This window comes from Paenibacillus sp. FW507-14B1B (assembly GCF_058781425.1).
This window is the reverse complement of record NZ_JBYSWS010000002.1, coordinates 114,382-128,855: the sequence shown is the minus strand read 5'-3', so window position 1 is coordinate 128,855 and position 14,474 is coordinate 114,382. Positions and strand designations below refer to the sequence as shown.

Below are 14,474 nucleotides of genomic sequence, written 5' to 3'. Positions count from 1 at the left end.
AGGAGGATGATATGGAATGAACATCAAACTGCGATCGAAATCAGGAGCAATTCAGCAAGTACTGGCACTCGCCAGTTTAATTGTACTCATCGTTACATTTTCGCTATCATCAGGCAACTTTTTTCAATTCTCTAACATTGTCGGTATTTTATTCTCAACCGCTGTTATTGGTGTTCTAGCACTCGGTTCCACATTCGTCATTATTACTGGAGGAATTGATCTTTCTGTCGGTACAGTAATGACCTTAAGTGCGGTGATGACAGGTGTATTCATTACATTCTGGGATGTACCTGTCCCACTTGGTATTCTTGGAGGAATATTGACCGGTGCTCTCTGTGGTCTGATCTCGGGGACAGCTGTCGCTAAGCTGAAGATTCCATCGTTTATTGCGACACTTGCCATGATGATGATTGCCAAAGGCTTGGCTCTCGTGATCTCGGGAGCGAAACCTATTTATTTTAATGATGACGAAATCTTTATGGAAGTGGCACAAGGTTCGATACTGGGATCGATCATTCCAGGATTTGATATTCCGAATGCAGTCTTGATTTTCTTCATCGCTGCGTTTCTCGGTTACATTATTTTGTCGAAGACGATTGTTGGTCGATACAATTTTGCGCTAGGCAGCAATGAAGAGGCTACTCGCTTATCAGGGGTTAACGTTAACTACTGGAAAATCGTCATTTATACCCTAACTGGAGCTTTTACCGGACTTGCAGGGGTGCTTATGGCTTCGCGTCTTAATTCTGCCAATCCTGCATTAGGTGCTGGATACGAACTTGAAGCTATTGCAGCCGTTGTTATTGGTGGAACTTCACTAAGTGGAGGCAAGGGTACGATAGTTGGAACGGTCATCGGGGCATTGATTATGAGTGTGCTTACTAATGGTCTACGTATTCTATCCGTTCCTCAAGAGTGGCAGACCGTTGTGGTCGGTATCGTGATCATCTTAGCCGTTTATGCAGATATCTTGCGACGTCGTAAAGCGTAGCATAGTTCTTTTATGCTTATTCTTTGCCCTACCCATTCAATGACAGAGGTAGACACTTCCTGAAGGAAGTTCTATAGATTGTAACTATTTCATAAACAAGGGGAGAATGAATGATGAAAAAGCTATCCATATTGGCCATGGTATTCATGTTGACTACAAGTCTGCTTGCCGGATGTAGTTCTTCAAAGAATGGAGCAAACGGCGGTGACACACCGAGTTCAAACGATTCAGGAACAGGTACGAAAGCTGAAGGTGAAATTTATATCCCGATCATATCCAAGGGATTCCAGCACCAATTCTGGCAAGCGGTTAAATCGGGTGCAGAGCAAGCGGGGAAAGAGTTTAATGTGAAGATTACATTTGAAGGACCAGAAACAGAATCTCAAGTGGATAAGCAGATTGAAATGCTTCAGGCTGCACTCGATAAAAAACCAAGTGCGATTGGATTCGCGGCGCTTGACAGCCAAGCTTCCATTCCACTGCTGAAGAAAGCGAAAGAGAACAATATTCCGGTTATAGCGTTTGACTCGGGTGTAGATAGCGATATTCCTCTGGCAACAGCTTCTACGGACAATTTAGCAGCATCCGCTCTAGCTGCAGACAAAATGGCAGAATTAATTGGTAATGAAGGTAAGATCGCTATGATCGTACATGATCAGACGAGTGTAACGGGAGTTAGCCGCAGAGATGGATTCAAGAAACAGATTGAAGACAAGTATCCCAATATTCAAATTGTAGATATTCAATATGGTGGCGGAGACCACTTGAAATCCACAGACCTTGCAAAAGCGATCATGCAAGCGCATCCAGATCTGAAGGGGTTCTTTGGAGCTAACGAAGGTTCGGCCATTGGTGTCATTAATGCAGTTGCTGAGATGAAGAAAGAAGGACAAATTACGGTTGTAGGGTTCGACTCCGGTAAACAACAGATCGATGCTATTAAAAACGGAAGCATGGCAGGAGCAATTACGCAAAATCCAGTTGGTATTGGTTATGAAACGGTCAAGGCAGCTGTGGCAGCGATCAAAGGCGAGAAGATCGAGCCGGTTATCGATACTGGATTCTACTGGTATGATAAGAACAATATCGACAGTGATGAGATTAAAGCTGTAATCTATGAATAAATTAGATGTGAATTAAAAAGAAGAAGCCGATCGAGGGGAGTTTAGCTACCCTATAGTCGGCTTCTTCAATGTGTCGAATGAAATTACCCTGATGGAAGGCTTCGTTCTTGATCTCTAAATGAGCTTGGAGTCTGGCCGGTCACCTTCTTAAATAACATGGAGAAGTATTTCTCGTTCCCATAACCGACCTTCGAAGCTACTTCATGTACGGGGATACTGGATTTCGCAAGCAGTCTCTTCGCTTCCTCAATTCTACGAGAAATTAAGTAATTGAACGGAGAGTCGCCAAGCTCTTTTTTGAAGAGATGGGACAAGTGATGCTGGCTAACATAAAGTGTATCTGCAATGTCTTTCAGGCTGATGCTCTGTGTATAGTTTTTATCAATGAATTGTTTGGTACGAAGTGCGATTTCATTCTTTCCTTTGAGTTCCTGAAATTGATGTTTTACATCGACAATTCGGTAGATGACCGTAATCAAGGACATAAGTAGATTCGTACTTAGCGTCTCATAACCTAGAACTTGTGAATCACACTCTTGAAGGATCTCAGATAGATAGCTCTCAACTTTATAAGCATACTTCTCACAAGATATAACGGGATCAACATAAGGAGGAAGCAGCATACCTTGTGGAACACCATCAATATGAAGATGATCTACTCCGCAGTATATGACTTTGAATGGCCCTGACGCTCTAAAATGTTCTTCATGAGGTACACCCGGATTATATATAGCGACATCACCTTGGTGAAGCTCGTAGGTTTTGCCTCCAATAATAAACTCGCCGCTTCCTTCAACGATATAAATAATCTCGCAGTAATCATGAATCTGCGGAGGTCCGTAGAAAAAAGATTCATCTACAACCTGACCCGCAAATAGAAGCTCTGGATTGCGTTTGAAACTGAATTGATCACTTTTGCTGTAAGGTATTTCGATTTTAGGCACCTGATGTTCCTCCAAAATCCTATGATAGCTTCATTATATAATAATCTTCACTCTTATTGCTGTCTTGTAATTAAGATATAACAATATAGTGGGTTATCTCATGTTACAAACCTCTTTAGAATAGAATTAATGATAGAAATCCAAGGAGGTAATAGATCATGATTGAAAGCGATTACAGATGGAAAGATGGATTTCCGAAAATAGGAATTCGGCCGACGATTGATGGTAGAAGAAAAGGCGTTCGTGAATCACTCGAAGATCAAACGATGAATTTGGCAAAATCGGTTGCAAAGCTGCTATCTGATAGCCTGCGTTATCCGAACGGAGAACCGGTAGAGTGTGTTATCGCCGATACCTGCATCGGAGGCGTGGCAGAAGCCGCAGCGGCTGCGAAAAAGTTCAAAAACTCCGAGGTTGGTTTGACAATTACCGTTACGCCTTGCTGGTGTTATGGTACAGAAACGATGGATACAGATCCATCCCTGCCGAAGGCTGTATGGGGTTTTAACGGGACAGGTCGTCCAGGTGCAGTATACTTGGCAGCTGTATTGTCTGCCCATGCTCAGAAGGGTCTTCCTGCGTTCGGTATATATGGTGAAGACGTTCAAGATGAAGGAGATAGCGTTATTCCAGATGATGTTCAGGAGAAGTTGCTTCGTTTTGCAAGAAGTGGTTTATCTGCTGCCTATATTCGTGGGAAATCTTACTTGTCAATGGGTTCCGTATCCATGGGTATCGCAGGTTCGATCGTAAATGATTCGTTCTTCCAAGAATACCTTGGCATGCGTAATGAGTATGTTGATATGAGTGAGTTTACACGTCGTTTGGAAGAAGGAATCTATGATCCCGAGGAATATGAAACGGCTCTTAAATGGGTTAAGGAAAGCTGTACAGAAGGACCGGATAACAACCCTGAACACTTGCAGTCCAGTCGTGAGCGTAAAGATCTAGAGTGGGAAACAGTTGTGAAAATGACACTGATCACACGTGACCTCATGATCGGAAACCCACGTCTTGCTGAACTTGGCTTCGAAGAAGAGGCGCAAGGCCATAACGCTATCGCTTCTGGATTCCAAGGCCAAAGACAATGGACGGACCATGCTCCGAACGGTGATTTCCTGGAAACCATGCTAAATTCATCTTTTGATTGGAATGGTAAACGTTCACCGTACATCGTTGCTACAGAGAACGATAGTTTGAACGGTGTGAATATGTTGTTCGGATATTTGCTAACAAACACGGCTCAAATCTTTGCTGATGTTAGAACGTACTGGAGTCCCGCTTCGGTTGAACGTGTAACAGGATATAAGCTTGAAGGTGCAGCAGAAGGTGGAATCCTTCATCTGATCAACTCTGGTTCTGCAACACTTGATGGGACAGGGGAGCAGGAGCGTGATGGTAAGCCTTCGATGAAGCCTTTCTGGGAAATTACGGACGAAGAAGTTGAGAAGACATTAAAGGCTTCGCAGTGGAGACCGGCTTCCGTAGAATACTTCAGAGGCGGCGGATTCTCAACGGATTACCTGACTCGTGGCGGTATGCCAATGACGATGTCCCGTCTGAATCTGGTTAAAGGACTTGGCCCGGTGCTTCAGATTGCTGAGGGGTACTCCGTTGAACTTCCAGAGCATGTACATGACACGCTAGATAAGCGTACAGATCCAACATGGCCTACAACTTGGTTTGTACCGAACCTCACAGGTCAGGGAGCTTTTACAAGCGTATATGAAGTGATGAACAACTGGGGAGCGAACCATGGCGTAATCAGCTACGGACATATTGGAGCTGACCTAATTACCTTGGCATCTATTCTTCGAATTCCAGTAAATATGCACAATGTGCCATCTGAGCAAGTGTTCCGTCCTAGAGCATGGGGAATGTTTGGTACGGAGCATGCTGAAAGCGCAGATTTCCGCGCATGTCAAAATTTTGGTCCACTGTATAAATAAACAGGTGTGAGAAAAGGAGAAACCATATGCAAAACTTAGATACACGAAACGAGCTATGTAAATACGCACGTAAAATCGTGAACGATGGACTCGTTGTGGGTCCTGGTGGCAATATCAGTGCTAGAGCCGGAGATAAGATGTATTTATCCCCGAGCGGATTTGCACTTGAAGAGATTGAACCTGAACAGTGGATTGAAGTTGATATTCCTACAGGAGAGATTACGGATATTGGACTACGTCCTTCATCTGAAGTGCTCATGCACTTGTATGGATATCGTGCGAACCCTGATATGGGTGCCATGGTGCATACGCATCCGTCACACTGTATTGCGTTTACGTTAATCGAACAAAATCTTCCCATTATGTTCCCAGATCAAGCAGCGCTCGTTGGTAGAACAGCTTATATTCCTTACATTATTCCAACAACGGATTTGCTTGCTGATGCTGTAGCAGAGAAGGTAGTCCAAGCAAGTTCGATTCTGCTAGGTAATCACGGTCTGGTGACAACAGGTAGAAATCTTCGTGAGGCATACTACCGCACTCAAGTTGTCGAAGAAAGTGCCAAAATCTATTTGAGTGCACGTGCTGCTGGAACCCCAGTGCCTTTAACTGATCAAGAAGTCGATGATATAGCTGCACTGGAAAGTGAAGATTATCGGATCCAGTTACTTCAAAAAATGAAATAAAGTATTGGGTGGTGCTAGTGATGAACGATACACCTGCAGTGCTCGCATTTGATATGGGAGCAAGTAGTGGCCGCGCGTTGATCGGAGAGATCATCCGGCAGGATGAGGGAGACCAGGGTAAGCTTCAAATTACTGAGATTCATCGTTTTCCTAACATACCTGTACAATTTGGTGAGCATCTGCACTGGAATATCGCTGCCCTGTTCCAAGAAGTAAAGAATGGTATCCAGAAGGCTTTTCAATCTGGGTATACACCGCAAAGCTACGGAATGGATACATGGGGCGTTGATTTCGGGCTTATTGACCGAAATGGTGAGCTTGTCGGTATTCCTTATCATTACAGGGATACCCAGACAATGGGTATGGTGGAGAAGACGAGCGCCCAGGTTGGACGTCAGAGATTGTTCGATGAAAGCGGGCTGGCGTTCATGCCCTTTAATACGATTTTTCAATTACATGCGATGGTCAAGGCAAACTCACCAAAGCTGGAAATCGCGGAAAAGCTCCTATTAACACCTGATTTACTACATTATTTTCTTACGGGTCAACAGGTCTGTGAGTTTACGATGGCTACAACAACTCAGCTATATCATGTGAAGAACAGAGCTTGGAATACGCAGCTCATTGAAGAGCTCGGTTTAGATCCTTCTCTATTCATTGATCCGATTGAACCTGGGACTATTATTGGGAAATTACAGGATTCGATCTGTCAGGAATTGAACGTTCCGGCGATTCAAGCAATTGCAGTAGCTTCACATGATACAGAGTCCGCTGTTGTAGCTGTACCAGCAGAATCGAAGACGTTTGCATACTTAGTAAGCGGTACATGGTCTCTTCTCGGAACGGAGCTTGATGAGCCGCTTATTCATCCAGATGTGCTGGACCTTGAATTCTCTAACGAGGGAGGTGCATATGGCACCTTCCAACTGCTTAAGAACATCATGGGTCTTTGGATTGTGCAGGAGTGCAAACGTCATTGGGATCGTAATGGCAACGAATACTCGTTCAGTGAACTTGTGGATTTAGCTCGTGAAGCAGAACCGTTCCGTAGCTTTATCGCACCGGATGATCTGCGATTTATGAATCCACCGGATATGATTGCTGAAATTCAGAGTTATTGTCGGGAAACAGGCCAGAAGGTACCTCAAAGTGCAGGGGAAATTGTACGCTGCATACTAGAGAGTCTTGCTCTAAGATATCGAGAAGTGCTTGAGCGAGTGGAAAAACTCACCGGTAATCAGTATGCTGGACTGCATATGGTCGGCGGTGGTATTCAGAACGAGCTTCTCTGTCAATTAACGGCCAGTGCTCTAGGCCGCCCGGTGTGGACAGGACCTGTTGAAGCAAGCGCGATTGGTAATATGCTTGTTCAATTTATTGCAAGTGGTGCGATTCAAAACCGGGAAGAGGGAATTCAGCTTGTGAAGCGATCCTTCCCTATGTCATCGTATGAACCGGAACAAGGTGAAGAGTGGGATCAGGCTTTTGCTAGTTTCAGAAGTATTACTAAAGTGTCTGTATAGAATAGCTAATTCCAATAGTATGATCATGATCCTTAGTGGAAGGTTGTGTAAAGATGCTAAAAGGAATCTCAAGCTTGATATCTCCTGAACTACTAAAAGTGCTCATGGAAATGGGGCACGCCGACGAAATTGTGTTCGGTGATGGAAATTTCCCTGCAGCAAGTCATGCACAGCGTCTGGTTCGCGCGGATGGTCATGGCATTCCTGAGCTGTTAAAGGCGGTATTGCCACTGTTCCCACTTGACATCTATGTGGAGTCCCCAGTCGCATTGATGGCTGTTACGCCAGGTGATACGATTGAAACCCCAATCTGGGATGAATATCGTCAAATTGTCAAAGAACATCACTTCAAAGCGATCGAGCTTGAAGAGGTGGAACGCTTTGCTTTTTATGAGCGTGCGAAGAACGCATATGCAATTGTCTCTACTGGAGAGAAAGCGCTTTGTGCCAACGTGATTTTGAAAAAAGGTGTTGTGGTAGAATAAGTGTCATTGCATCAGAGAAGAAGGTGTACCAAGGTCAATCTGACCGTGGTACACCTTCTTTTTTTGAAGGATAAGGGGGCTATGAGACGATTCGAACAGAGAAGCAAAGTACTTCAATAATGATTGGAGTTCCAGCAATGATGTGATTTCCCGCAGAGTGGATAATCAGACTATGTGGGCTGACTTTATATATACGTCCTTCTTGAAGCATCCCGTTAATAAATAAATTGGTGTGACTGTGTAGTCTTATGTTCGTGAAGAACTTTACGGGTCTACCTTGATCGTCTGTGAAATCATGAGCGGGAATCGTAACCATTACTATTATTAGTTAGTGAATACCTCAAAAATGCTGTCACTAAGGTAGAGGATTCTACATATGGTGACAGTTCTTTTTTGTGCAAAATAGAGGTTTGAAACGATGTCGAAAAGCGGGGATTTGCTCAGAATTGCTTGCTATGTAAGTCTGTATTTGTAACATTGTGAGTACTTTTGTCAGCATGCAGGAAGTTAGACAAAATAGAGGGAATATGTTTCATCCATATACCAAGGGAGGTGGGAGTGACAGTATATGAGCTTATCTCTTAAAGGGGAGGAACTTATGAGAAAAAATTGGCGGATGTCTAGCACGTTGAGATTGTTCTTTATACTTGTGGTCATTCTGCCGATCATTCTATTCTCCATCATTATTCTAAATATTTATGAACGAGACATTCTTCAGCAAAATACTTCACGATCTCAGCAGACTGCACAAGCGATATCGTATTCTGTTAGTCAGGAGATTAGCAGGTTGACAGGGCTATTCGCTTCGATCGGCATGGACAAAGATGTAATGGCAAAGCTTTATGAAATGAATCAAACGACAGGAATTGAAAGACAGCAAGCAAGTAATGAGTTAAAGGTGTTAATTGAGAAGTATACTGCATCCATCTCAGGGCGTGTGCTATCGGTGAACTTTTTTTTCAAAGACAATAAATCTTATTCATACTTAAAAAACCTGAACATGGATGACTCGTATTTCCGTAAGCAACCATGGTATGATCAGGTTCTGAAAAATGCGGATAGTGTTCATTTTCTAGGTATGTTGCCTAATGTTCTATATGGAAATTACAATCCTTATAATATGGTGGCCGCCTTATCACCAAGTGTAATCAACCCTTTATCGAATCTAGAAATGATCTTATTTACGTTTGAGAGCAGTGCTTTTGATCATATTTTGCAATCAAGGGATAATACGGAATCCACTCTACACATCGTTACGGAAGGTGGGCGAATCGTCTCCTCCAACACCCTTGCATCTAGAGGAAGTGAATTCCCAATGCATTGGTTCGTGAATCGAGGCCCACAGGACAAAGGCTACTTTGTAGATGTGAATGAAGATAATACAAATTTGATCACGTATGCCAAGATAAATCAGACGGAGTGGTGGCTTGTACAGTCGATTCCGTATGCAGATTTAACAGCCAATTATCTGAGCGTGAATTATATCGTATGGATTTTTGCAATCATGATTATTGTGGCATTTATTCTGGTGTCCTTCTACTTAGTATCTAATGTGACGAAGCCGTTAAGCGAGCTTCTTCGTCAAATGGATCGGGTAACAGAGGGAGATTTAAATGCTAAATTTATGACCACAGGTAGTCAGGAGCTGGTTAAGCTTGGCGAATCTTTTAACCATATGACAGATCGTGTGCAAGACTTGTTACGTCATCACGAATTACAGGAAATCGAGAAGAGAAAGGCAGAATTTGCAGCACTTCAGTCGCAGATTAATCCTCACTTTTTAATCAATACGCTTAATTCAATCAAATTTATGGCTTTGATCAGTAAAGCAGATAACATCAGGAATATGACACATGCGCTGACACGTTTATTAGCATCTTCATTTAATCGTGGTGGAATCTTGACTACGATTGATGAGGAGATGGATCATTTGAAACATTATTTGTACATTATGGAAATTCGTTTCGGAAGACCGATTCAAACAGAGTGGAAGGTGGAGGGGGATTTAGCGGGTTTCTACATATTGAAGCTATTGTTACAACCGATTTTGGAGAACAGCATTATTCATGGCCTCAAGAATGTAGATTATCCCGGGAAGATTCAGATTGTCGTGCGAAAACAAGGGGAAGATCTCCTGATAACCATTGCAGATAATGGTGTAGGGATGGCGGATACGAGCTCTCTTTCATTGGATAGTGATGGCAGTCCTCATAAACATTCATTCAGTGGCATGGGAAACAGGAATGTTCATAAACGGATTCAGCTTCACTACGGGATGCGTTACGGTTTAAAGTACGGGAAGAATGAGCCTCAGGGAACCATCGTAACGATTAGATTACCATTAATCCATACGACAGAGGAAGCTCAGGATCAAATGTTAGGGTAAGGAGGTAAAGTGAAAATATAGTGGAGGATCATAAAAGATCAATGTCTAGGCGGAAAACATCATTCAGCTGTGACTTCAGAGGAGGTATGATGGTGTTCAATCTTGTAAGCGCATACTTTAATACTTTTTAACTTTTTTTGAAGGCAGTGATTAATCGAAGTGAAAATATTACTCCGTGCATCCTTTATAGGAATCATTTCTCTTATTTTCATGGGCTGTGTTCTTTCTTTAAGTAATATCAGCCCAAGGGAAGGAACAATGCAACAACAAGGAAAAGTGAATCAGGATCAACCAATAAAAATTAAATTTGGTATGTGGGAAGCGAAGAGTGACATCGAATTTTGGACTGAAAAGGTCAAGGAGTATTCGATTATTAAGCCCAATGTAACCGTTGAGGTCGAGACCATCCCAGATAATAGCGGTCAATACTTAAAGGTTCGATTAGCAGCTAATGATTTACCCGATATATTTTACTTGAAGCCTGCTGATCTGATCACCTATAAAGCAGCGCTTCTACCACTGGACGGATTAACTGCAGCGAACAAAAATAAATATCCTGCGAAGTTAGATAATTCAATCCTTGGCTTACCTCTTGTATCATTCTCTGAATATGTCTATTACCATCCGAGTATATTTCAGGAAGTCGGCGTTGAAATTCCACAAACGACGGATGAATTTATGGATGTGATGATGAAGATCAAAGCTCATGGTAAATACATTCCGATTGCGATCGGTGGTAAGGATAGCTGGACATTCTATCCTTTCACCGAATTTGGACCCCCGCTGTTAGCCGGCAATGAGAATTACTTGTCATTCATCGCTGAGCAGGAACGACCATTCGGGAAAGACTCTCCATTCGAACAGTCTGCAATGATGATTAAGAAGATGGCAGAGCATGAACTTGCAGGGCCTGATGCCCTTAATATCGGTTTCGATCAAGCCAAGCAACTGTTTCAAACGAATAAAGCGGCCATGCTTGCGTTAGGACAGTGGTATCTAAGAGATCATCTGTCGAAGACCAATAGTGATAAAGATTTAGATGCATTCTCATTACCTTGGAGACAATCGACTTCTGAGAGTCTTCAAGCTATCACGATGCCAGATCAGTATATGGCGATTAATAAAAATTCAAAGAACACAGAGGAAGTCAAAGCATTTCTGGAATGGGTGTTCAGCCCAGATGTGTATCAAGTGTATATTAACTATTCGCAAAATTCATCGACACTAATAAATATCGAATCGATTCTACCGTTCTTTAAAAAGGTTCAAGAAGAGCATCCATTTGAGCCCTTCAAGTATCTTGGAATCGATGAGAAATTTGAAAAAGTGAAAAACGCAGTACAATTCGATGAAAAAAAAGCGGCACAAGAAATATTCTCAGGAGCTAAGGTGTCCGATATTCAACAGAAACTGAATCAAGACTGGGAAAGAGCGGTTCAAGCTTTGAAGTAATCATAAGGCTCAATTATGGAGGGAACTATGACGAAATATAAAGCTCTCATTGTTGATGACGAACCACTAGCAAGGTTAGCACTTCGGGAATACATTTCACTTGCATCGACGGATTTCGAGATTGCAGGAGAAGCAGGAGATGGTAAAGAGGCGCTCCATATGTTACAAAGTCGACAGGATGTCGATCTTGTCCTGGCAGACATTCATATGCCACATATGAACGGTGTAGAGCTACTCGAAGCAATTAATAATACTTCAATTTCGAATCAACCGTTAACCATCATGCTGAGTGCTTACGGAGATTACTCCTTCGTAAGAGATTCTTTTGTACTCGGCGCGTTTGATTACATGCTTAAAGCCAAGTTAGATGAGACGTATATCGCCCCCGTGTTGACGAAGACGGTCGATGAGCTGAAGAGACGACAAAGCTCCTCGAAATCAATATCCACATCGGAAGATGTGGAGGCTAGCATTTGTTCTGTACTTCACAGACTATCTCTAGCCGATTCCCTCGAAGTGTCGGGTGAGGATGAAGATCTAACTGCCTCAATGGAACTTGTGCGGACACATATGGGAGAGAAAAATCTAGAGGTTGCGCTTATCAGGTTATCGGATTCTATTCAGTTTGAAGATTCACACCGAATGATCATGCAGACGATCCGTTCCGTAACGAACCGGAGTAGAAACGAAGGAATATGCCATGTATGCAGGTACGATGATCGGCATTATGTATTATTCTTTTCTTTTCCCGAGCAATGCAGCATCATGGCTATTCGCCGATTGACTGAAATGATTCTGTCCGATGTGAATATGAGGTTAAAGCAATTCATAAATCTAAATCTTTCGATGGGGATCAGTGATATCGCGGATGGTCATCAGCAGTGGAATCGATTATTCCGACAAGCTGAACGATTAGCAGGTTTAAGTTATTACCAAGGATATAACCGATTATTTTATCCTGAAGCTGAAAGACGCCCAACTATTCAAGTGAATGATTGGAAAGAGATATGGTACTTGGCTAGAACAGAAATATTGCAATCGTTAAGTGAATCAGATGGGGCAAAGTGGCGAGAGGTATATGAACGTTGTTCGAGCTTCCTAATTCAGCGATATCCTTCATCGCCCGACAATATCAAATCAGACCTAGTCGATATGATCTGGGAAGCGAGTGCATTAATTTATCAAAAAGGGCTGTCTTGGGAAAAGCTTCATGATCAGCTGCCATATCCAATTACGGATCACATCTATAAACAGGAGATCTGGGAGAACACAGTGCATTGGTGCCGATTGTTCCTAGAAAATCTTCATCAGAAACTTCATCCAAAATACAAACCTAAAGAGCCGTCGCTAAGTCCTGTTGTTGCTAAGACAAAGGAACTGTTAGAGAAAAACTTTAATGAAGACATTCATCTATCTAACATCAGTCAGGTTGTTGGTGTAAGCGAGAGTTATTTAAGTAAACAATTCTCCAAAGAAATAGGTATTAATTTCATTCAGTTTCTGACCAATCTACGGATTGAGAAAGCTAAAAAGGCACTGGAAAGCGGTATGAAAATTTATGAAGTATCTGAGCAGGTTGGATACGTAAATCCTGAACATTTTAGCCGGATCTTCAAGAAAATCACGGGTGTCAGCCCATTAGCTTATCGGAAAGAGAAAGAATGATGGCTAGTCTATGAAATAAATCACGAAAAAATCAGGGAAAACAAAAATGATCATTTTTTGATCAAAATAGATCATGTGTATCCGCTTTCAGAATTTATATGATAAGGATAGGATGAGTTATTAAGAGAGGGGATTTATACATAACGTATTCAAACATAAAATTTCCGGGAGAAGGGATGTTCTTATGAAACGCAAATCATTCACGCTAGCAATAATCTGTACACTATGTTCGTCGATGTGGCTGAATACAGTCTCAGCGGAAAAAGTCTCAGATTTTGAAATGAAGCAATCGGCAACAGAATCGGCTAATTCTACGTTCACAGTTACATTGACGGGAAAAGACATTCAAGACTTATATGCCTATGAAGCCAAATTTAATTTTGATCCGAAGGTTCTTGAAATTGTAAAAGCAGAGACAAAGATTAAAGGCTTCTCAGTATCTCCGATCGTTAAAGATAATGAAATTACAATAGCCCACACTAAGATTGGGAATGTGAATGGTGAGAAGGGTAATTTGGATATTGCGACCATCACTTTTAAAGCAAAAAAAGCAGGTACAACAGCTGTGAAATGGACAGCGCTTAAAATGCTGGATCGTAATTTGAAGGATCAAGAATTTACCCCAAATAAATCATCGGAGTTTACTAAGATATTCAGCGATATCGTAGGACACTGGGCGAAGAAGGATATCATGGAGATGGTAACAAAGGGAGTTGTTGAGGGCATGGATGCTGACAACTTTGCGCCGAATAAAAACATTACCCGTGCACAATTTGCGGCTCTTATATCGAGAGCATTAGACCTGAAAGAAGGTTCAGGAACAAATCCGTTTACAGATGTGAAAGCTGGAGTATGGTACGAAGATACGGTTAAGAAAGCATATGCAGCTGGTATTATTAGTGGTATGTCTAAAACGAAGTTTGCCCCAGATAAAAGCATTACCCGCGAAGAAATGACAACGATGTTGATGAGAGCGAAAGCCTATGCTTCGGGTGTAAAGGTTGATAGTCTGGCTTCTAGTTCAACAAGTGCATTTAAAGATGATAGCAAAATTAGCTCTTGGGCTAAAAAATCGGTAGGGTTTGCTTTGAAATCAGGATTAATGAAAGGTAGAACACAGACTACATTTGCTCCAAAAGCATCTGCGACAAGAGCTGAATCCGCTTCCGTTATCAAGCGGTTGTTAAACTCAAAGTAATTTAGATCTTAATAAGGTTTGGTACCGGCTCTTCGCATATACCGCTAAGCGAAGAGCCGGAATCAAATAGA

12 protein-coding genes are annotated in these 14,474 nt (G+C 42.2%); 10 read left to right on the top strand and 2 right to left on the bottom strand.

Annotation, left to right across the window (positions count from 1 at the left end):
- Positions 1–16 precede the first annotated feature (16 nt).
- On the top strand, positions 17–991 hold the full coding sequence (locus AC3WJJ_RS08675) for an ABC transporter permease (RefSeq protein ID WP_492539794.1): 975 nt from the start codon (positions 17–19) through the stop codon (positions 989–991).
- 110 nt (positions 992–1,101) lie between these two features.
- On the top strand, positions 1,102–2,115 hold the full coding sequence (locus tag AC3WJJ_RS08670) for an ABC transporter substrate-binding protein (protein ID WP_492539792.1): 1,014 nt from the start codon (positions 1,102–1,104) through the stop codon (positions 2,113–2,115).
- 83 nt (positions 2,116–2,198) lie between these two features.
- Here AC3WJJ_RS08670 and AC3WJJ_RS08665 read toward each other — a convergent pair whose 3' ends face one another.
- Positions 2,199–3,059 carry an AraC family transcriptional regulator gene (locus AC3WJJ_RS08665; protein ID WP_492539790.1) on the bottom strand — a complete coding sequence of 287 codons (861 nt, stop codon included), beginning with the start codon at positions 3,057–3,059 and terminating at the stop codon, positions 2,199–2,201.
- Positions 3,060–3,217: 158 nt separating this feature from the next.
- Between AC3WJJ_RS08665 and AC3WJJ_RS08660 the strand changes: the two genes are divergently transcribed.
- From AC3WJJ_RS08660 to fucU, 4 genes are read left to right on the top strand one after another with little or no spacing between them, the layout of a single operon-like run.
- The gene (locus AC3WJJ_RS08660; RefSeq protein ID WP_492539788.1) at positions 3,218–5,008 is read left to right on the top strand and encodes an L-fucose isomerase; all 1,791 of its coding nucleotides are present in this window, start codon (positions 3,218–3,220) and stop codon (positions 5,006–5,008) included.
- 26 nt (positions 5,009–5,034) lie between these two features.
- Entirely contained in the window at positions 5,035–5,694 is a 660-nt protein-coding gene (locus AC3WJJ_RS08655; RefSeq protein ID WP_492539786.1) for a class II aldolase/adducin family protein, read from the top strand.
- A 20-nt stretch (positions 5,695–5,714) separates the two neighbouring features.
- Positions 5,715–7,217 (top strand): rhamnulokinase, encoded by a 1,503-nt coding sequence (locus AC3WJJ_RS08650; protein ID WP_492539784.1) that lies wholly within the window; start codon positions 5,715–5,717, stop codon positions 7,215–7,217.
- Between the two features lie 53 nt (positions 7,218–7,270).
- On the top strand, positions 7,271–7,702 hold the full coding sequence (gene fucU, locus AC3WJJ_RS08645; protein ID WP_492539782.1) for an L-fucose mutarotase: 432 nt from the start codon (positions 7,271–7,273) through the stop codon (positions 7,700–7,702).
- A gap of 79 nt (positions 7,703–7,781) precedes the next feature.
- Here the strand turns inward: fucU and AC3WJJ_RS08640 are convergent, their stop codons facing one another.
- A complete protein-coding gene (locus tag AC3WJJ_RS08640; protein WP_492539780.1) occupies positions 7,782–8,018 on the bottom strand; it encodes a DUF4183 domain-containing protein in 237 nt (78 codons plus the stop codon).
- A gap of 282 nt (positions 8,019–8,300) precedes the next feature.
- On the opposite strand from AC3WJJ_RS08640, the gene AC3WJJ_RS08635 reads away from it, so the two are divergent.
- The 4 genes from AC3WJJ_RS08635 (at position 8,301) to AC3WJJ_RS08620 (ending at position 14,403) form a co-directional block, all read left to right on the top strand.
- Positions 8,301–10,088 carry a sensor histidine kinase gene (locus AC3WJJ_RS08635; protein ID WP_492539778.1) on the top strand — a complete coding sequence of 596 codons (1,788 nt, stop codon included), beginning with the start codon at positions 8,301–8,303 and terminating at the stop codon, positions 10,086–10,088.
- A 258-nt stretch (positions 10,089–10,346) separates the two neighbouring features.
- Entirely contained in the window at positions 10,347–11,540 is a 1,194-nt protein-coding gene (locus AC3WJJ_RS08630) for an ABC transporter substrate-binding protein (protein ID WP_492539776.1), read from the top strand.
- A 27-nt stretch (positions 11,541–11,567) separates the two neighbouring features.
- Positions 11,568–13,205: a response regulator transcription factor gene (locus AC3WJJ_RS08625; protein WP_492539775.1), complete on the top strand. Its 1,638-nt coding sequence runs from the start codon at positions 11,568–11,570 to the stop codon at positions 13,203–13,205.
- 184 nt (positions 13,206–13,389) lie between these two features.
- Complete coding sequence (locus tag AC3WJJ_RS08620; protein WP_492539774.1) at positions 13,390–14,403, top strand: S-layer homology domain-containing protein; 1,014 nt, start codon at positions 13,390–13,392, stop codon at positions 14,401–14,403.
- Positions 14,404–14,474 lie beyond the last annotated feature (71 nt).